Here is a 19,012-nt window from a genome sequence, read left to right on the forward strand (position 1 = left end):
CGTCACACCCGGGTCACCGTCTTCGGCGCCCCCGGCGGCACCGCGTCGGGGCGGCGCAGGTAGAGCGGCACCAGCGGCCCGGGGTCGGCGCCGGAGCGCAGCGCGGGCGCGGCCACCACGACCAGGCCCTCGGGGCTCGGGCCCGGCACCGCGTCCGGGTCGCCGCCGCGGCGGTCGGCGGCGTCGCCGAGCACGGCGTCGATCCGGCCCAGGTCGCGCTCGGCCAGCACCGCGGGGGCGACCACCTCGGGGCCCTCGGTGCGCACCCCGTCGACGAGCAGGCTCCAGTAGACCTCGCGGCGGCGGGCGTCGGTCACCACGAGCACGCGGCCGGGGACGCCGGCGGCGACGGCGTCGTGGGTCGGGACGCCGTGCACCGGCAGGCCCAGCGCGTCGCCCATCGCCGCGGCGGTGACGAGACCGACCCGCAGCCCCGTGAACGGGCCGGGGCCTAGCCCGACGACGACGGCGTCGAGGTCGCGGCGGGTGCGCCCGGCCTCGGCGAGCGCATCGCGCACCGCGGGGGCGAGGAGCTCGGCGTGGGCGCGGGCGCCGACCGCGTCGCGGCCCGCGAGCGCCACCGGCGGACCCTCGGCACCCAGCTCGACGACGCCCGCGGTGATGCGGGCGGTGGCGGTGTCGAGGGCCAGGACGAGCACGGCGCGAGACCCTACGGAGCCCTCAGGGCTCGCCGACCAGCCGGGCGGGACCGCTCAGCAGGGCCTCGCGCGCCTCGGGGTCGTCGGACGTGCCGGTGCGGTCGAGGCGGACGGTCAGGTGCTCGGCGGCGAGGTGCTCGGCGACCCCCTCGCCCCACTCGACGACCACGGCCGCGCGGGTGAGGTCGGTGTCGAGGTCGAGGTCGTCGAGCTGCGCGGCGACGTCGCGGGGGTCGGGCGTGGCCGCGGTGCCCACGCCCAGCCGGTAGGCGTCGACGTGCACGAGCACCACCCCCCGGCCCCCGAGCGGCCCGGGCAACGGCGGGTGCTCGCGGGCGATGACGAACGTCGGCGACGTGACGGGCCCCTCGACGCCCAGGCCCTCGCCGATCCCCGCGGCCAGGACCGTCTTGCCCGCCCCGAGCGGACCGGAGAGCACGACGAGGTCGCCGGGTGAGAGGCGGGCACCGAGCGCGCGGCCGAGCTCGGCGGTGTCCGCCGCGGTGGGCAGGACGACGCGCCGCTCGACGGTCAGGTCGGTGCTCACGCCCGGCGCCGGGGTCGGCGCAGCCCCCGGCGGGGACGCTCGGTGCCGGCGCCGCCGCGTCCCGGGCGCAGGCGGCGCAGGACCTGGCTGCGATGGGTGCAGCGGCGCAGCATCTCGAGGAGCGCGGCGTCGAACTCCCCGGGCTGCTCGAGCATCGCCATGTGGCCCGCGCCCTCGAGGGGCAGCAGCTCGGCGTGGGGCATCTCCGCGGCGATCAGCTCGGAGTGCTCGTACGGGATCATCCGGTCCAGCGTCCCGCCGGCGACCAGCACCTCGCACTGCGACAGCCCCGCCAGCGCGGCCCGCCGGTCGTGGGTGGACAGGGTGTTGGCGAAGGACGTCAGCGCGTCGAGCGGGGTGGCCGCGATCGTGCGGTCGACCAGGTCGACCAGCGCCGGGTCGGTGGAGCGGTCGCCGAACGACAGCCCCTGCACGAACGCCCAGATGACGTTGCCGGCGGCACGGCGCACCCGGTCGGCGAAGGCGGGCTGCCAGTGCGCCACGCGCCCGAGGACGTTCACCGTCGGGTTGCGGTGCGACAGCACGGCCTGCTTGAGGCCGCCGGCCATGACGTCGCCCGCCGAGGTGCACACCAGCGCCACGCCCGCGACCCGCTCGCGGAACAGCTTCGGGGCGCGCTCGGCCAGCGCCATGATCGTCATGCCGCCCATGGAGTGCCCGACCAGCACGATCGGGCCCTCGGGCACCACGGCGCGCAGGACGGCGTCGAGGTCGGCGCCGAGCTGGGCGATGGTGCACGAGCGCGCCGAGGCCTGCCCGGAGCGGCCGTGGCGGCGCTGGTCGTAGAGCACGGTGCGCACCGCGGGCTCGGTGAGCTCGGAGAGCATGCGGCGCTGGAAGTGCCAGCACTTGCGGTCGAGGGCGAAGCCGTGGACGAGCACGACGGTCAGCTCGGGGGCGACGTCCTCGACGGGGTCGACCTCCTCGACGGCGAGGCGCACCCCGTCGTCGGCGGCCACGGACGACTCGCGCCCGGGCGGCTGCATGCCCAGCTGCGACGGGTGGGCGCGCTCCTCCTCGGAGAGCCGGGCCCGTTCGCGCAGGATCCTCGATCGGGCCCGTCCGGCGCCCACGGCGCCCGCGGCGGCGGCGCCGCCGATGACCGCGCCCGCGACCGCGCCGGCGACGCCGCCGGGCGAGAGGTGGGGTGGGCGGTGCCGGTCGGAGGTCACGGGCCGGCCGTCCGCGTCACCCGCGGCCGGCAGCCGATGCCGGTGACGACCTCGTAGTGGATGGTGTCGAGCCAGCGCGCCCACTCCGACGCCGTGGGCTCGCCGGCGTCGCCGGGCCCGAAGAGGACGACCTCGTCGCCGGGCGCCACGCCCGGGTCGCCGTCGGCGGCGGGGCCCAGGTCGACGACCACCTGGTCCATGCACACCCGGCCCACGACCGGCCGGCGCCGACCGCCGAGCTGCACCGTCATCGTCCCTCCGAGCCGTCGCGGCACCCCGTCGGCATACCCCGTGGGCACCAGGGCCAGCACCCGGTCGTCGGGGGCCACCCACTCGTGACCGTAGGAGACACCCTCCCCCGCAGCCACGCGTTTGACCAGCGCGACGTGCGTGCGGAACGTCATCACCGGGCGCAGTCCGTGACCGTCCGGGGCCTCGAGCGGGTCGAGCCCGTAGACCGCGATGCCGGGGCGGACGAGGTCGAGGTGCAGGTCGGGGCGGGTGAGTGTGGCCGCGGAGTTCGCGAGGTGCCGCCACGGCCGCGGCCCGCCGAGGCGCTCGGCGGCGGTGCGCCAGGCCCCGTCGAGGCGGGCGGCCTGGACGTCGATGGTCGGGTGGGCGGGGGCGTCCGCGTGGGCGAGGTGCGACCACACCGCGGCCACCTCGACGTCGCCCGCGACCCGGGCCGCCTCGACGGCGTCGAGCAGGTCGCCCCAGGCCTCGGGCGGGCAGCCGTTGCGGCTGAGCCCCGTGTCGATCTTGAGGTGGATGCGGGCGGCGCGCCCGGCCCGCCCGGCGCCGGCGACGACGCCCTCGAGCTCCGCGCGGGACGAGACGCCGAGGTCGACGGCGTCGGCGATCGCGGGGGCGAAGTCCTCGTCGGGCAGGTGCAGCCAGCTGAGCACCGGCGCGCGGAGGCCGGCGGCGCGCAGCTCGGCGGCCTCCTCGAGCGTGCAGACGCCGAGCCAGGTCGCGCCGCTCGCGAGGGCCGTGCGGGCGACGTCCACCGCGCCGTGGCCGTAGCCGTCGGCCTTGACCACCGCCATCGTCGCCGCGCCCGAGCCGCGGGCCAGCCCGGCGAGCAGCCCGACGTTGTGGGCGAGCGCGTCGAGGTCGATGCGCGCCTCGACGCGCGGGCGGGTGCGGGTCGACGGGGTCACCGGGCGGCCTCCCTCACCGAGCGGATCGCGGCGGGCAGCGCGCGCTGGACGTGCGATGCGGGGACGGGCACCCCCGGGGTGCCGGCTCCGATCTCCGCGGCCCGGGCGTGCACGAACGCCGCGCAGCCGCCCGCCCACCAGGGGTCGAGGCCGGCGGCGAGCAGGGCGCCCGCGACGCCGGAGAGGACGTCACCGGAGCCGGCGGTCGCGAGCCAGGCGCTGCCCGCGGGGTGCACGAGCACGCGCCCGTCGGGGGCCGCGACGATCGTGGCGTTGCCCTTGAGCAGCACAGTGACGCCCAGGTCCTCGGCCGCGCGGCGGGCGGCGTCGACGCGGTCGTCGCCCAGCTCGGCGACGCGCCCGAACTCGCCGGCGTGCGGGGTGATGAGCACCGGGCTCCCGGACGCCTTCGCCCGCAGCTCGGCGTGCTGCCCGAGGAGCGTCACCGCGTCGGCGTCGGCGAGCACCGGCAGGCCGGCGTCGAGGACGTCGCCGAGGGTCTGCGCGCCGGCGTCGTCGGTGCCCAGGCCCGGGCCGACCACCCAGGCCTGCACGCGCCCGGCCTCGCCGACGGTGTCGGTGGCGACGATCTCGGGCCACGCGGCGCGGACCTCGTCGGCGGCGCTGCCGGCGTAGCGGACCATGCCGCTGGTGGACAGGGCCGCCGCGCCGGAGGCGAGCACGGCCGCGCCGGGGTAGGTCGCCGAGCCGGCGGCGACGCCGACGACGCCCTGGGTGTACTTGTCGTCGCCGGGGCCCGGGACCGGCCAGCGCGCGCCGACGTCGGCGGCCTCGAGCACGGTGATCGGAGGCGGCGGCAGCTCGGGGCCCAGGCCGATGTCGATCAGCGTGACGGACCCGCAGCGGGGCTCGGCGAGCACGTGCACCGGCTTGCGGGCGCCGAAGGTGACGGTGGCGGCGGCCTGTACCGCTGTGTCCCCGGGCTCGCCCGGCATCCCGGTCAGCGGGTCGACGCCGCTCGGGGTGTCGACGGCCAGCACGGGGACGCCGGCGGTGGCCGCGGCGCCGGCGAGCGTCGCGGCCTCGGGACGCAGTCCCCCGCGCGCACCGGTCCCGACGATCGCGTCGAGCACGAGGTCGGCGTGGTCGACGGCGGCGACTCCGTGCTCGACGTCGGTGAGGACGCGGCCGCGCAGCCGCCGCAGGGCGGCGAGGCCCGCGGGGTGGGCGCGGTCGGGGCTGAGCAGGACCGCGGTGACCGCGACCCCGCGGCGGCGCAGCTCGTAGCCGGCCCAGAGCCCGTCGCCGCCGTTGTTGCCCGCGCCGGCGAGGACGACGACGCGCCGGCCGGCGACCCCGCCGGTGCGCCGCTGCAGCTCGGCGAGGGCGACCCGGGCGACCCCGTGCGCGGCGCGGCGCATGAGCGCGCCCTCCGGGGTGCGCGCGAGCACGGGCTCCTCGGCGGCGCGCACCTGCTCGGGCGTCCAGACGCCGTACACCGTGGCTGCCTCCTACGTGAGCGATCTTTGGGCCTATAGCCCCGAAGATCGCTCACATACCCCTACTCGACGGTGACGGACTTCGCGAGGTTGCGGGGCTTGTCGACGTCGTATCCGCGGGCGCGGGCCACCTCGGCGGCGAAGACCTGCAGCGGCACGCTGGCCACCAGCGGCTGGAGCAGCGTCGACACCGCGGGGATCTCGATGAGGTGCTCGGCGAACGGGCGCACGGTCTCGTCGCCCTCCTCGGCGACCACGATCGTGCGGGCCCCGCGCGCCTGGATCTCGCGGATGTTGCTCAGCAGCTTCTGGTGCAGGATCGCGCGGCCCTTGGGCGACGGCATCACCACGACCACCGGCAGGTCCTGCTCGATCAGCGCGATCGGCCCGTGCTTGAGCTCGCCGGCCGCGAAGCCCTCGGCGTGCATGTAGGCGAGCTCCTTGAGCTTGAGCGCGCCCTCCAGGGCCACCGGGAACCCGACGTGGCGCCCGAGGAACAGCACCGCCTTGGACTCCGCCAGCTCGCGGGCCAGCGCCCGGGTCGGCTCGACGACCGACTCCAGCACGCGCGCCACCGCGTCGGTGCTCGCCTCGAGCTCGGCGTACTCGCGGGCCACCTCGTCGGCGTACTTCGTGCCGAACGTCTGCGCCAGCGCCAGGCCCACGAGGTAGCAGGCCACGACCTGCGCGGTGAACGTCTTCGTCGCCGCGACCCCGACCTCGGGGCCGGCGTGGGTGTAGAGCACCGCGTCGGACTCGCGGGGGATCTGGGCGCCGTTGGTGTTGCAGATCGCCAGCACGCGCGCCTTCTGCTCGCGGGCGTGGCGCACGGCCTCGAGGGTGTCGGCGGTCTCGCCCGACTGGGAGATGGCCACGACCAGCGTCGACCGGTCGAGCACCGGGTCGCGGTAGCGGAACTCGCTCGCCACCTCGACCTCGACCGGGATGCGGCACCAGTGCTCGATCGCGTACTTGGCCAGCAGCCCCGCGTGGTACGCCGTGCCGCAGGCGACGACGAACACCTTGTCGATGTCGCGCAGCTCCTGGTCGGACAGGCGCTGCTCGTCGAGCACGATCCGGCCGTCGACGAGGTGCCCGCGCAGCGTGTCCGCCAGCGCCGCCGGCTGCTCCTCGATCTCCTTGAGCATGAAGAAGTCGTGACCGCCCTTCTCGGCGGCCGCGATGTCCCAGTCGACGTGGAAGGGACGGGTGCGCGCCGGTTCGCCGAGGAAGTCGGTGACGACGGCACCGTCGCGGGTCAGCGTGACGATCTGGTCCTGGCCGAGCTCGACGGCCTCACGGGTGTGGTCGATGAACGCCGCCACGTCCGAGGCCACGAACATCTCGCCGTCGCCGACGCCCACGACCAGCGGCGACGACCGGCGCGCGGCGACGATCTCGTCCGGGGCGTCGGCGTGGGTGAACACCAGCGTGAACGCGCCCTCGAGGCGCGCCACCACGGCGCGCACCGCCGCGGTCAGCCCGGCGTCCGGGTCCGCCGCGTACGCGCGCGCCACGAGGTGCGCCGCGACCTCGCTGTCGGTGTCGCTCGCCAGCTCCACGCCGTCGGCCTCGAGCTCGGCGCGCAGCGCGACGAAGTTCTCGATGATCCCGTTGTGGACCACGGCGACCCTGGCGGAGGCGTCGCGGTGCGGGTGGGCGTTGCGGTCGGTCGGCGGGCCGTGCGTGGCCCAGCGGGTGTGGCCCATCCCGGTGGTGCCGCCCCGGCCGGTCGCCTCCCCGCTCGCGCCGCCCTCGGGCAGCACCGCCACGAGGTTGTCCAGGGGCCCGGCCGCCCGGTGCACCTCGAGCTCGCCGCCCCCGTCCACCACGGCGACCCCGGCGGAGTCGTACCCGCGGTACTCCAGGCGCCGCAGCCCGTTGACGAGGACCTCCTGGGCTCCGCGCCAGCCGACGTATCCCACGATCCCGCACACGGGCCTCAGGGTAGCGACGGGCACCGGGCGCTCCGGGCACCCGGCGCTCGCGGGGCCGATCGGTCGTGTGCACGGGGTGGGTCACGACGGGCCGTGGCCGCCCCGCTCCGCTAGGTTCCCGGGCCATGGCGAGCGTGATCTCGGGAAAGCTGGCGCCCAAGGCCGTCGTCGCCGAGCTGTCGCGGCCCGGTCCCTACGCGGTCCTGCGCGGCGAGCTGGCGCTGGTGGGGCTGCCCGGCGTGGTGTTCACGCCGACCTCGGGCCAGGGCCTGCCGGCCGTCGCGATCGCCCACGACTGGCTCCAGCCCGCGGCCCGCTACCTCGGGCTGCTGCGCCACCTGGCCTCCTGGGGCATCGTCGCCGCCGCGCCCGACACCCAGCGCGGGCCGTTCGGCTCGCACCGCGCGCTGGCCCACGACCTGCGCACCGCCCTCGGGGTGTGCGCCGGCGTCCGCCTGGGCGGCAACGCCCGCGGCGCCGCGGTGAGCGTCGACCCCCACAAGCTCGGCGTCGCCGGCCACGGCATGGGCGGCGGGGCCGCCGTCCTCGCCGCCGCGGTGCCGGCCGCCGACACGCAGGTGCAGGCGATGGGCGAGCCGTACTGGGAGGTCGGCCACGGCGTCGACCTGCAGGCCGTGGCGACCATCGCGTTGACCGACACCAAGCCCTCGGCGGTGGACGCCGCCCGCGCGGTGCACCTGCCCGGCATGCACCTCGCCTTCGGCAAGGACCTCGTCTCCCCGCCCGCGGCCGGCGCCGACCTCGTCGCCGACGCCTGGGGCGGCGAGTCGTCGCTGCGCACGCTGAAGAAGGCCACCCACCTCGGCCTGCTCGAGGGCCGGCACTGGAGCGACGCCATCCTCGACGGCAAGGGCGAGGCCGCGACGCGCACCCTCGTGCGCGCCCTGCTGACCGCGTTCCTGCTGCACCGCCTCGGCGGCGAGACGCGCTACGCGTCCGCGTTCGACGGGGCGATCAAGGGGACCGAGGTCCGCTCGCCGGACGTCAAGGCCTCCTGAGCGGGTCGCCGCCGCCGGCGGCCAGCCGCTCGCGCACGCGGGCGCCGGCCTCCTGCCCGGCGGCGTGGCTGCGCGCCGCGGCGGCGAGGAAGCGGTGCAGCCGCTCCTCGAGGTCCGCGGCGTAGGCGCGCAGCGGGGCCTCGACCGCCGGGTCGACCCGCACCGCGGCCAGCAGGGCGTCGATCTGCGCCGGGTGCCGGCCGCCGACGGGGTCGGCGGGGCGCACCGCGGCGGCACCGGCCGCGAGGTCGCGCACCGCGGCGGCGACCCGGCCCGCGGCGACCTCGAAGACGTCGGCCGTGTCGCCCAGCTCGCCCACCAGGCCGTGCGCCGAGCGCGCCAGCGCCGAGACCCGCCGCTGCACGGCGTCGGCCGACGGCCCGGCCCACGTGTCCCAGAGCGGGCCCAGGTCCTCGGCGGTGTCGACGTGCTGGCGGCGCACCAGCGTGGCGCCCTCGCGCAGCGCCTCGGCCTGGGCGGCGAGGGCGGCGGCGTCGGGCAGCTCGCGGGCCTGCGCGCCGGCGCGGCGCACCGTGGCCGGGTCGGTGTCGGGGCCGGACGGGACGCCGCGCCAGCGGGGCGGGACCGCGTGCCAGCGCGGCAGGTGGACGGTGAGCAGCCCGACGGCGACGTCGACGGCGCCGAGGAGGGCAGCGCGGGAGGGCCCCGCGAGATCGACCGGACCGGCCGGGGGGACGAGCCGGAGCGGGCGGTCGGGGGTGGTCACCCGACGGTGCGCGGCACCCCGCGCGGGGTGGTGTCGTCGGGCGGCGGGTCGTCGGCGGGTGACGCGGGCGCCGGGCCGTGCACCGTCGCGGCGCGGCCGGCCGGGCCGCCGGCGTGGTCGTCCTCGCCGCGGGCGGCCAGGAGGTGCTCGGCGAGCTCGTCCACGGCGCCCGCGTGGGCGCGGAGCAGGGCGACCGCCGAGAGAGTGTCGTCGCCGGCACCGCCCTCGCCGCCGAGCCGGTCGGCCAGCCGGTGCAGGTCGCGGGCCCGGCCCGTGACGGCCTCGACGACCTCGGGCAGGTCGGGCGCCTCGGCCGGCTCGTCGTCGGCGTCGTCGTCGAGGCCGGTCAGCAGGTCGTCGAGGTGGGGCGCGGGCTCGGGCGCGGGCGGGAACGAGTCCATCGCGTCCTCCGCGTCCCGTCCCGCTGCCGCGGGATCGCCACCGATGTCTGCCGTGCCGGGCCCCGCACCCCGGCGCCGGGTCGGCGGGACCGTGGTCAGGTTAACGCCTGGCGACCGTGCGGTGGGGGCGAACCCGGTACCGGGGCGCCCGGGCACCACGATCGGTGCGCGTCAGCGGACGGTGGAGACGAGGCCCGCGAGCCGGTCGGCGACCTCGCCGGCCACCCGCTGCGTCGGCGCCTCGACCATGACGCGCACGAGCTGCTCGGTACCCGAGGGACGCAGCAACACGCGGCCCTTGCCGCCCAGCTCGGCCTCCGCGGCGGCCACCGCGTCGGCGACCTCGGGCGACGCGCCGACCGCCGCCTTGTCCGCGACCGGCACGTTGACCAGCACCTGGGGCAGCCGCGTCATCACCGCCGCGAGGTCGGCGAGCGGGCGGCCGCTCTGGGCGATGCACGCCATGAGCCGCAGCGCGGTGAGCAGGCCGTCGCCGGTGGTGGCGTGCGCGGGGAGCACGACGTGCCCCGACTGCTCGCCGCCGAGGGAGAACCCGCCGGCGCGCAGCTCCTCGAGGACGTAGCGGTCGCCGACCGCGGTGGTGCGCAGCGCGACGCCCGCGTCGGCCATCGCGAGGTGCAGGCCGAGGTTGCTCATCACGGTGACGACGAGCGTGGCGTCGGCGAGCTCGCCGCGCGCGAGCAGGTCGAGCGCGAGGACCGCGAGGATCTGGTCGCCGTCGACGACCTCGCCCGCGGCGTCCACCGCCAGGCAGCGGTCGGCGTCGCCGTCGTGGGCGATGCCCAGGTCGGCGCCCTCGGCCACCACGGCGCGGGCGAGCGCGTCCATGTGGGTCGAGCCGACGCCGTCGTTGATGTTCCAGCCGTCGGGCTCGGCGTGCAGGGCCGTGACCCGGGCGCCCGCCGCCGCGTACGCGCTCGGCGCCGCGATCGACGCGGCCCCGTGGGCGCAGTCGACGACGACGTGCAGGCCGGCCAGCGGGGTGGGCGTGGCCGTGGCGAGGTGGGCGGTGTACCGGTCGACCGCGTCGGGGACGTCGCGGACCCGGCCGATGCCGCGGCCCGTGGGGCGCGCGGCCGCACCGGCGGGCGGGCGGGAGGGTGGGCGGTGAGCACCGGCCTCGCGGACGTGCGCCTCGATCTCGTCCTCGAGCGCGTCGGGCAGCTTGTGCCCGCCCGCGGCGAAGAGCTTGATGCCGTTGTCCGGCATCGGGTTGTGCGACGCCGAGATCATCACGCCGAGGTCGGCGTCCAGCGCGTCCGTGAGGTGCGCGACGCCCGGCGTCGGGAGCACCCCGACGCGCAGCACGTCGGCGCCCGCCGCGCTCAGGCCGGCGGTGACCGCCGCCTCGAGCATCTCGCCGCTGGCGCGCGGGTCGCGACCCACCACGGCCACCGGCCGCCGCTCCGCCTGGGCGGCACTGCGCCGACCCCCGGCCCGGGCGTGCTCGGCGAGCACGCCCGCGGCCGCCGCGGAGATCGCGGTCGCCAGCTCGGGCGAGAGGTCGGCGTTGGCCAGCCCCCTGACACCGTCGGTGCCGAAGAGCCGGGCCATCAGCGCTTCGAGTACTGGGGGGCCTTCCGGGCCTTCTTCAGGCCGTACTTCTTGCGCTCCGTGGCCCGCGGGTCGCGGGTGAGGAAGCCGGCCTTCTTGAGGCCCGGACGGTCCTCGGGGTCGACCTCGGTGAGGGCACGGGCGAGGCCGAGGCGCAGGGCGCCGGCCTGACCCGACGTGCCGCCGCCGTGGAGGGTGGCGAAGACGTCGAACTGCTCGGTGCGCTCGGTCATCACCAGCGGCTCGCGGATGAGCTGCTGGTGGACCTTGTTCGGGAAGTACTCCTCGAAGGCCTTCCCGTTGCACACGATGCGGCCCGTGCCCGCGACGAGGCGCACGCGGACGATGGCCTCCTTGCGGCGGCCGACCGTCTGGATGGGCCGGTCGATGGAGGCGAAGACCGGGGCGGGCGCGGCGTCGCCGAACACGTCGGTCTCGGCGTCGGCCTCGACCTCGGTGCTGTCGGCGTCGGCCTCGGCGCTGTCGGTGTCGACGGCGGAGTCGGTGCCCGCGTCGTCGTCGGTGTCGGTGTCGGTGCCCGCGTCGTCGGTCGCGGAGGCCGGGGTGCCACCGACGGCGCTCTCGGCGCCCTCGGGGAGGTCCGCGGCCTCGGCGAGCGTCTGCGCCGCGTCGTCGGCGGGCAGGTCGGGCTGGTCGTCGGGGCTGGTCACTGGCTCACCTGTCGGATCTCGTACGGCACCGGCTTCTGCGCGGCGTGGGGGTGCTCGGGGCCCGCGTAGACCTTGAGCTTGCTGCTCATCGCCCGGCCCAGCCGGTTCTTCGGGAGCATGCCCTTGATGGCCTTCTCGACCAGGCGGGCGGGGAAGCGCTCGAGCTCCTCGCCGACCGTGCGGGCCTTGAGGCCGCCCGGGTAGCCGCTGTGGCGGTACACCATGCGGTCGTCGCGCTTGCTGCCCGTGAGCGCGACCTTCTCCGCGTTCACGATGACGACGAAGTCGCCGGTGTCGACGTGCGGCGCGTAGGTGGGCTTGTGCTTGCCCCGCAGCAGCGTGGCGCTCTGGGTGGCCAGGCGCCCCAGGACGACGTCGGACGCGTCGATGACGTGCCAGGCGCGGTCGATGTCGCCAGGCTTCGGACTGAACGTGCGCACGGAAGCTACCTCGTCACGGACGGCTGGGCGGTCGGCTCGGGGCCGGTGGGGTCGATCAGGCGCGGGACTACACCGCGCATCGATCGTCCAGGTTACGCGTCCCTTCTCCGGGGACGCCGACCGCCCCCTGGCGATCGGTCAGCGCGAGGAGAACGACCGGTAGATCGCGTCCTCGGTGACCCGGGCGTCCTCGTTGAACCGGTTGGTCTGGGTGGTCATGTGGCCCAGCTGCTGCTGGATCGACGCCCACGCCGACTTGATCTCCTGGTTGCGGGCCTGGCACTCCCCGGCGGCCTGGCCGTTCCAGACCTGGAGCTCGGCGATGGAGCGGTCGAGGTCGGCCATGTGGCCCTCGATGGCCGCCTGCAGCGTGGACATGTTGGCCGCCGCGCCGTCGATGGTGGCGAAGTCGACGCGGATCTGGTCCTGGGGCATGGGTGAGCCTCTCGCTGGTCTCGGGTGGGTGGGTGCGTCAGAGCAGGTGGCCGAACTGCGTCCCGCCGCCGCCCTCGGCCGAGCGGAACGCCTGGGCGCCGCCGTCCTGGTTGGTCTGCATGAGCCCGGCGGCCCGGTTGACCAGCGCGGAGATGTCGTCGAGCGCCTTGTTCATGCGCTGGGCGTCGACGTCCCACTGCGTCATCGAGATGCCGAAGGCGTCCGCGGCGCGGCCCTGCCACTGCGTGCCGGCCACGTCGGCGAGCTGCGCGCGCAGCCGCCCGAGGTCGCCCTGCATCGCCGCGTGGGTGGTGTCGATCCTCTTCGCGACGGCCTGCATCGTCGCGGTGTCGGTACTGAACCCGCTGTTCGCGGCCATGTCCGCCCCCTCTGTCCCGGTGTCCTCGTCGGTCGCACCGAGCATGACGACCACGCCCGCGCCGTGGTGGCCGTTCGGGGAAACTCGCGACCCCGCTGGTCAGCCCGTGGGCTCGAGCGTCTCCACGACCTGGGCGCACGCGGCGAGGACGCGGCGGGCCTCGGCGTCGTCGGTGCCGTGGCGGCAGCCGACGCTGACCATCGAGGGCGTGGAGAGCACGACGAACCAGTCGACGCGCACGCCCGGCGCCGGGTCCTGGCGGTACCGGGCCACCGGGCGGCTGCCGAACTCCGCCACCGGCTCGTAGCCCGACACCGGGTCGCCGGCCGACCGCGCGGCCTCGTACTGGGCGGCGAGCTGGGACCGGGCGCGCTCGGGGTCCTCGGCCGCCGCGGCGTCGAGGGGGTTCTCCTGCACGGCGACGAGGTCGGTGCCGCGCGGCGCGCCCGCCGGGCGCAGCAGGACCCGGCGGGCGGCGGCGTCGCCGCCGGCGGTGACCCACCCGACGGGCGCGACGAACACCTGGCCCCCGACCACCGTGGGCGTGCCGGTCGGGCCGCGCAGCGCCCGCACCCCGAGCACGACGCCGGTCACCAGCGCGAGCACCACGAGGAGCGCGACGACCACCGCGCCGACGCCCACCGGACCGCGCGTCGGCGCCGGGGGCCGCGAGCGCCGCGCCGGGAGGCGGTGCGGGTCGGCGGCGACGGCCGCGGACGGGGCGGTGACGTCCTCCTCGTCCCCGGGTCGGTCCGGCCCGGCGTCCGCCACGCGCACGAGCGGGGTCCGCGACGACCCCGGCGACGTGGGCGTCACCCAGGTCGGGGTGTCGTCGAGGGGACCGAGGTCGTCGGTCGGCTCCGGGTCGGGCGCCGGCGGGCGCCCCGGCCGCTGCGCCACCGGCAGCGGGGTGGTGGGCGGATCGAGCAGCGGGCCGGCGGGCGCCGGGGACCAGACCGGCGCCACGGGGGGCGGGGTGCGCGGCGGCACCGGAGCGGCCCGCGGGGGCACCGGGCGGGACGGAACCGCCGACCCGCCCCGGCGCAGGGCCTCGTCCTCCCGCGCGACGACGAGCGCCCCGCGGGCGACCACGAGGCGCGGCTCGGGCGCGACGGTGGCGGGCACGCCGAGCTCGCGGTGCACGAGCGCCGCGAGCAGCGGCATCCGGGCGCCGCCGCCGGTGAGCCAGACGCCGTCGAGGTGGTCGGGCCCCGTGCCGGCGTCGGCGAGGGTCTCGGCGAGCAGGTCGACGACCCCGCGCAGCGCCGGGCGCAGGACCTCGGTCAGCTCGCCGCGCGACAGCCACGACGCCGTCGTGCGCCCGGGCAGCGGCACCGCGGCCTGCTCGGCGTCCGAGAGCTGCTCCTTCGCCGCCCGCACGTCGTCGAGCAGGACCTGCCGGTGGCGGCGGTCGGCCAGCGAGGTGGCGGCGACGACCTCGCGGACGCGGTCGGCCCCCCGGCGCGCCTCGGGGTCGGCGGCGAGCGGCTCGTCGGACAGCGTCGTCAGCAGGTGGCCGAGCAGCAGCTCGTCGGCGTCGTCGCCCCCGAACCGGACGTCGGCGCGGCGGGCGAGCACCCGGGCGTCGCCGCAGCGCCCCGCCGCGGGCGCCAGCACGGTGGCGGCCGCACCGCGCGCGCCGAGGTCGAGGACGGCGAGCGGTCGCGGGGTGCCGGGGCGGGCGGCGCGCGGGCGCATCCACGCGGCGTGCGCCGCGGCGGCGACCGGCTCGGCGAGCAGCGTGAGCTCCTCGGCGAGTCCCGAGCCGGCGCGCCGCAGCACCTCGCGCCGCCCGGCGTCCCAGCCGGCCGGGTGCGTGAGGACGAGGTGGCGCGGGCGCCCACCGCGCAGCAGCGGCCCGGCGCGGGCGAGCACGCCGGCGAGCACCGCGCCGAGAGCCTCGGCGACCCCGACGACGCGGGTGCCGAGCAGGAGGTCGGCCTCGTCGACCCGCAGGCGCGGCGTCGGCTCGTAGCGGGCGGGGTCGGTGGGCGCCCGGCGGCGGGCCTCGGCCCCGGTGACCAGCGCCGAGCCGTCGCCCGGGGCGAACACCGCCGCGAGGTCGACCGGCCCCGCGGCCCCGGGGACGTCGACGGGGTCGAGGCCCTCGGCCGGGGTGCGCCCGTCGGCGGGGTCGGCCGGCGGCGCGGTGTCGACCGCCGCGGCCACCGTGGTCACCCCGAGGTCGACGGCGACCGTCGGGCCGTCGCTCACGGGCCCGGGTCCGGGGTGCCGTCCGGGGCGTCGGGGGTGTCCCGCGGGAGCTCGGTGATCGGCGGGTCGGGCGCGCGCCACCCGACCTGGACGAGGCGCTCACCGTGCCGCCGGCCGACGAGCCAGCCGCGTCCCGGCGGCTGCGGTCCCGGCCGGACGGTGCCCAGCAGCACGCCCTCGTCGCGGCTGCCGCTCATGACGATGCCGGGCGAGGACAGCTCGCGCAGGCGCGCCAGCACCGGCTCGAACATCGCCCGCGCCGCGCCGCCGGTGCGCCGGGCCACGACGAGGTGCAGGCCGACGTCGCGGGCCTGGGGCAGCAGGTCGAGCAGCGCGGTGAGCGGGTTGGTGGAGCCGCCGGCGACGAGGTCGTAGTCGTCGACCAGCACGAAGACGTCCGGGCCCGTCCACCAGGAGCGGGCGCGCAGCTGGGCGGGCGTGACGTCGGGGCCGGGCAGGCGCTTGTGCAGCGACTCGACGAGCTCGGTCATCGCCTGCGCCGCCGCCTGCGCCGAGGACGTGTAGGAGATGAGGTGGTCGCTGGCGACGGCCCCGAGCAGCGAGCGCCGGTAGTCGACGAGGATCAGCCGCGCCTGCTCGGGCCGGTAGCGCGTGACGATCTGGTGCGCAAGCCCCCGCAGCAGCGCCGTCTTGCCCGACTCGGCATCGGCGTAGCAGACGAAGTGCGGGTCGGCGGCGACGTCGAGCAGCACCGGGGCGAGCCGCTCCTCCGACAGGCCCAGCGGCAGCAGGTGCGGCGGTCCCTCGTCGGGTCCGGGCAGCGCCTCGACGCCGATGCGGTCGGGCAGCAGGCGCACCCGCGGCGCGCCCGGCCCGCCCCACGCCGCCGCGACCCGGGCCGCGAGCTCGCCGGTCGCCCGGCCCAGGTCGGCCGCGTCGGCGACCCCGTCGAGCCGCGGCAGCGCGGTGAGCACGTGGAGCTTGTCGCGCGAGAGGCCGCGGCCCGGGCGCCCGGCCGGCACCACCGCGGCGACCCGGCGGTCGACCTCGGACTCGGACGGGTCACCGAGGCGCAGCTCGAAGCGCGTGCCCATGAGGTCCTTGAGCGCCGGCCGCAGCTCGGCCCACCGGCTGGCCGCGATGACGACGTGCACGCCGTAGGACAGCCCGCCCGTCGCCAGCGAGATCACCGTCTGCTCGAGCTGCTCGTGCTCGGAGCGGAAGGCGTGCCAGCCGTCGATGACGAGGAAGACGTCGCCGAGCATGTCGCTGCCGCCGGTGCCGGGCGCGAGCTCGCCGCGGCGCCGCCGCGCGCGCAGGTCGACCATCGACTCGACGCCGGCCTCGCGGAACCAGCGCTCCCGGCCGGCCAGCAGGGCGGCGACCTCGGCGACGGTGCGCCGCACGAGGTCGGGCTCGCCGCGGCCGGCGACGCTGCCGACGTGCGGCAGCCCGGCCAGGCCGGCGAGCGTCCCGCCGCCGAGGTCGACGGCGTAGAACTGCACCTCGGTCGGGGTGTGCGTCAGCGCGGCGGCGGTGACGAGCGTGCGCAGCAGCGTCGACTTGCCCGACTGCGGCCCGCCCGCGACCACCACGTGGCCGGCGGCGCCCGCGAGCTCGGCCCACAGCACGTCGCGGCGCTGGTCGTAGGGCCGGTCGACGATGCCCACCGGCACCGCGAGCGAGGAGTTGGCCGGGAAGCCCGGCGCGGTGAGGCCGCGGTCCGGGGTCTCGGTCAGCGGCGGGAGCAGCGCGTCCAGCGTGGCCGGGTCGGTGAGCGGCGGCAGCCACACCTCGTGCGCGGGCGGTCCCTGGCCGCGCAGCCGCTCGACCACGACGTCGAGCACCGACGGCGTGCCGCCCGCGCCCCGCAGCACCGAGGCCCCCGCCGGCCCGTGCGGCCCGATGACCGCGGGCGGCCCGGCCGCGCCGTCCCCGTCGCCGACGTACCCGCCGGGTGCCGACCCGTCGGCCTCGAGCACCGTCGGTGCCGCCGGCTCCACCCAGCCCGCCGAGAACGGGCGGGGCCGCATCTCGCGGGGCAGCGGGGAGGGGTCGGGCGCGACCCGCTCGGCCGCCCGGTACGGCCCGGACACGTAGCCGGCCTTGAAGCGGATCATCGTCGAGGACTCGACCTTGAGGTAGCCGGAGCCCGGCACCGGCGGCAGCTCCGCGGCGTCGGGCACCCCGAGCACCGCGCGGGAGTCGGCGGCGGAGAACGTCTTGAGCCCGATCCGGTACGACAGGTGCGAGTCCAGCCCGCGCAGCCGGCCCTCCTCGAGGCGCTGCGAGGCGAGCAGCAGGTGCATCTGCAGCGAGCGCCCGAGCCGCCCGATCGCGACGAACAGCTCGGCGAAGTCGGGCTTCTGGCTCAGCAGCTCGGAGAACTCGTCGACGACGACGAACAGCGTCGGCAGGGGCTCGAGCGGCGCCCCGTTCTCGCGGGCGCGCTCGTACTCGGTGACGTTGGCGAGGTTGCCCGCGGCGCGAAGCATCTCCTGCCGGCGCTGCATCTCGCCGGCCAGCGCGTCCTGCATCCGGTCGACGAGGCTCAGGTCGTCGGCGAGGTTGGTGATCACCGCGGCGACGTGGGGCGCGCCCGCGAGCCCGGCGAAGGTGGCGCCGCCCTTGAAGTCGACGAGCACGAGGTTGAGCGCCTCGGACGAGTGCGTCGTGATCAGCCCGAGCACCAGCGTGCGCAGCAGCTCCGACTTGCCCGACCCGGTGGCGCCGACGCACAGGCCGTGCGGGCCCATGCCCTCCTGCGAGGCCTCCTTGATGTCGAGCTCCACCGGCTCGCCCTCGGAGGAGACGCCGAACGGCACGCGCAACCGGTCGCGCACCGGGCGGGGACGCCACGCCGCGGCGACGTCGAAGGTGTCCGGCTCACCGTCGACCCCGAGCAGCTCGAGGATGCCGGGGCTGGTCAGCAGCGGCTCCTCCTCGGAGCCGCCGACCACCGCCGGGGTGCGGCACGGCGCCAGCCGCCGCGCCAGCGCCTCGGCCTCCGCCGCGCCCAGGGTGTCCGGGAGCCCGAACCACTCGACGCCCTGCTGGCCCAGCGCGCCCAGGCGGGCGCCGCCGTCGGCCGTGTCTTCCCCGCCCTCCCCCAGCACCAGCGCCAGCCCCCGTCGCGCGGTCAGCGTGCCCAGCGCGTCGGACAGGTCGATGAGCGTGACCCCGGCCAGCCCCTCCTCGAGCACGATCTGCTCGGAGCGGGTGACCTCGGCGTCCTCGAGGACCACGACGACGTGCTGCGCGTCGGCGACCGGGGCGGCCCCGCGGGCGAAGCGGCCCCGCCCGGCGAGCTCGGACGCGAGCCACGCCTCCACCGCCGACAGCGACGACGTCACCATGCGCACCGGGCCGGCGCCGTCGTAGAGCCGGGGGTGCGCGGCGTGCGGCAGCCACTTGACCCACTCCCACGCGGCGCGCGCCGGCCCGGTCGCCGCGACGGCCACGACGAGGTCGTCGGGGCTGTGCGCGGTGACCAGCTGCGCGACCAGCGCCCGCGCCAGCCCGCGGCGCGCGTCGATGTCGCCGCCCGTGACGCCGACGGACGCGAAGGCGCGCAGCGAGACGGCGGTGGGCAGGTCGGGGACGATCGAGTGGGTGCGCACGAAGCGGCGCAGCGCCACGGTGGACACGGGCTCGAGCTCGTCGACCGGGCCGGTCTGGGGCGGGACGAGCGCGGTGGCCAGCCGCTGCGAGCCGCGGCCCACGCGCACGTGCGCGAAGTCGGGGTCCGACGGCCGGCGCTCCCACATGCGCGGGCCGCGCACGAGGCCCACGAGCGCCGACGGTTCGGGGTGCGTCCACTCCAGCGCGCGGCGCTGGTCGACGGCCGTCTCGCGGGCCCGCCGGCGCATCTGCGCGAGGTAGCGCAGGTAGTCCTTGCGGTCCTCGTCGGCCTCGGCCCGGCGCTGCCCGCCGCCGCGCGTCGCACCGCCCGCGACCATGCCGAGCGTCGACAGCGCGAACATGCCGCCGAAGAGCCACGAGGTCGGGTTGTCGACCCCGATGACCACGATGAAGCCCAGCGACCCGACCACCATGAGCAGCGGCAACAGGCGCAGCAGCGGCGAGGTGGGCACGGCGCGGGGGATCTCCGGCGGGGCCTCGAGGTGCACCTCGCCGGAGGGCACCGCGGGCGGCGCCGGGCGCGCCGCACGCCGGAACACCCGTGTGCCCACCGGCCCATCCCCCATTCCCGCGATCGCACCACCCGGCCCCG

Annotated in this window: 16 protein-coding genes; 1 reads left to right on the top strand and 15 read right to left on the bottom strand. The window is 77.6% G+C overall.

Annotated elements, in window-relative coordinates; all coding sequences use genetic code 11:
• Nucleotides 1-2: 2 nt before the first annotated feature.
• The 6 genes from tsaB to glmS all read right to left on the bottom strand — a co-directional run bounded on the left by tsaB (nt 3) and on the right by glmS (nt 6,956).
• On the bottom strand, nt 3-659 hold the full coding sequence (gene tsaB / locus ACQPX6_RS26470; protein WP_433783674.1) for a tRNA (adenosine(37)-N6)-threonylcarbamoyltransferase complex dimerization subunit type 1 TsaB: 657 nt from the start codon (nt 657-659) through the stop codon (nt 3-5).
• Between the two features lie 22 nt (nt 660-681).
• A complete protein-coding gene (tsaE, locus tag ACQPX6_RS26475; RefSeq protein ID WP_433783675.1) occupies nt 682-1,206 on the bottom strand; it encodes a tRNA (adenosine(37)-N6)-threonylcarbamoyltransferase complex ATPase subunit type 1 TsaE in 525 nt (174 codons plus the stop codon).
• On the bottom strand, nt 1,203-2,399 hold the full coding sequence (locus ACQPX6_RS26480) for an alpha/beta fold hydrolase (RefSeq protein WP_433783676.1): 1,197 nt from the start codon (nt 2,397-2,399) through the stop codon (nt 1,203-1,205). The genes tsaE and ACQPX6_RS26480 overlap by 4 nt, the downstream gene beginning before the upstream one ends.
• Nucleotides 2,396-3,559, bottom strand: a complete 1,164-nt coding sequence (gene alr / locus ACQPX6_RS26485) for an alanine racemase (protein ID WP_433783678.1) — start codon at nt 3,557-3,559, stop codon at nt 2,396-2,398. Before alr ends, ACQPX6_RS26480 begins: the two co-directional genes overlap by 4 nt.
• Entirely contained in the window at nt 3,556-5,019 is a 1,464-nt protein-coding gene (locus ACQPX6_RS26490) for an NAD(P)H-hydrate dehydratase (RefSeq protein ID WP_433783679.1), read from the bottom strand. The genes alr and ACQPX6_RS26490 overlap by 4 nt, the downstream gene beginning before the upstream one ends.
• A gap of 62 nt (nt 5,020-5,081) precedes the next feature.
• Entirely contained in the window at nt 5,082-6,956 is a 1,875-nt protein-coding gene (glmS, locus tag ACQPX6_RS26495; RefSeq protein ID WP_433783680.1) for a glutamine--fructose-6-phosphate transaminase (isomerizing), read from the bottom strand.
• Between the two features lie 125 nt (nt 6,957-7,081).
• Between glmS and ACQPX6_RS26500 the strand changes: the two genes are divergently transcribed.
• The gene (locus ACQPX6_RS26500) at nt 7,082-7,975 is read left to right on the top strand and encodes an alpha/beta hydrolase (protein WP_433783681.1); all 894 of its coding nucleotides are present in this window, start codon (nt 7,082-7,084) and stop codon (nt 7,973-7,975) included.
• Here the strand turns inward: ACQPX6_RS26500 and ACQPX6_RS26505 are convergent.
• From ACQPX6_RS26505 to eccCa, 9 genes are all read right to left on the bottom strand, one after another.
• The gene (locus tag ACQPX6_RS26505) at nt 7,962-8,702 is read right to left on the bottom strand and encodes a hypothetical protein (protein ID WP_433783683.1); all 741 of its coding nucleotides are present in this window, start codon (nt 8,700-8,702) and stop codon (nt 7,962-7,964) included. The genes ACQPX6_RS26500 and ACQPX6_RS26505 overlap by 14 nt on opposite strands.
• Nucleotides 8,699-9,103 carry a hypothetical protein gene (locus tag ACQPX6_RS26510; protein WP_433783684.1) on the bottom strand — a complete coding sequence of 135 codons (405 nt, stop codon included), beginning with the start codon at nt 9,101-9,103 and terminating at the stop codon, nt 8,699-8,701. Before ACQPX6_RS26510 ends, ACQPX6_RS26505 begins: the two co-directional genes overlap by 4 nt.
• A 171-nt stretch (nt 9,104-9,274) precedes the next feature.
• A complete protein-coding gene (gene glmM, locus ACQPX6_RS26515) occupies nt 9,275-10,678 on the bottom strand; it encodes a phosphoglucosamine mutase (RefSeq protein ID WP_433783685.1) in 1,404 nt (467 codons plus the stop codon).
• A complete protein-coding gene (rpsI, locus tag ACQPX6_RS26520) occupies nt 10,678-11,349 on the bottom strand; it encodes a 30S ribosomal protein S9 (protein ID WP_433783686.1) in 672 nt (223 codons plus the stop codon). Before rpsI ends, glmM begins: the two co-directional genes overlap by 1 nt.
• Complete coding sequence (gene rplM / locus ACQPX6_RS26525) at nt 11,346-11,789, bottom strand: 50S ribosomal protein L13 (protein ID WP_433783687.1); 444 nt, start codon at nt 11,787-11,789, stop codon at nt 11,346-11,348. The genes rpsI and rplM overlap by 4 nt, the downstream gene beginning before the upstream one ends.
• Nucleotides 11,790-11,927: 138 nt before the next feature.
• A complete protein-coding gene (locus ACQPX6_RS26530; RefSeq protein ID WP_433783689.1) occupies nt 11,928-12,224 on the bottom strand; it encodes a WXG100 family type VII secretion target in 297 nt (98 codons plus the stop codon).
• A 37-nt stretch (nt 12,225-12,261) separates the two neighbouring features.
• Nucleotides 12,262-12,603, bottom strand: a complete 342-nt coding sequence (locus ACQPX6_RS26535) for a WXG100 family type VII secretion target (protein WP_433783690.1) — start codon at nt 12,601-12,603, stop codon at nt 12,262-12,264.
• Nucleotides 12,604-12,702: 99 nt separating this feature from the next.
• Nucleotides 12,703-14,817, bottom strand: coding sequence for a type VII secretion-associated protein (locus tag ACQPX6_RS26540; RefSeq protein WP_433783691.1), 2,115 nt, complete (start codon nt 14,815-14,817; stop codon nt 12,703-12,705).
• Nucleotides 14,814-18,971 carry a type VII secretion protein EccCa gene (gene eccCa, locus ACQPX6_RS26545; protein WP_433783692.1) on the bottom strand — a complete coding sequence of 1,386 codons (4,158 nt, stop codon included), beginning with the start codon at nt 18,969-18,971 and terminating at the stop codon, nt 14,814-14,816. The genes ACQPX6_RS26540 and eccCa overlap by 4 nt, the downstream gene beginning before the upstream one ends.
• Between the last annotated feature and the right edge of the window lie 41 nt (nt 18,972-19,012).

Source organism: Actinomycetospora sp. CA-101289 (assembly GCF_050955895.1).
In the GTDB taxonomy this organism is placed as follows: domain Bacteria; phylum Actinomycetota; class Actinomycetes; order Mycobacteriales; family Pseudonocardiaceae; genus Actinomycetospora.

What these genes read in the sequence shown, in the direction of transcription:
- ACQPX6_RS26500 (WP_433783681.1), top strand. Translation starts at nt 7,082, where the DNA reads ATGGCGAGCGTGATCTCGGGAAAGCTGGCGCCCAAGGCCGTCGTCGCC.
- ACQPX6_RS26510 (WP_433783684.1), bottom strand. Translation starts at nt 9,103, where the DNA reads ATGGACTCGTTCCCGCCCGCGCCCGAGCCCGCGCCCCACCTCGACGAC.
- glmM (WP_433783685.1), bottom strand. Translation starts at nt 10,678, where the DNA reads ATGGCCCGGCTCTTCGGCACCGACGGTGTCAGGGGGCTGGCCAACGCC.
- ACQPX6_RS26530 (WP_433783689.1), bottom strand. Translation starts at nt 12,224, where the DNA reads ATGCCCCAGGACCAGATCCGCGTCGACTTCGCCACCATCGACGGCGCG.
- ACQPX6_RS26535 (WP_433783690.1), bottom strand. Translation starts at nt 12,603, where the DNA reads ATGGCCGCGAACAGCGGGTTCAGTACCGACACCGCGACGATGCAGGCC.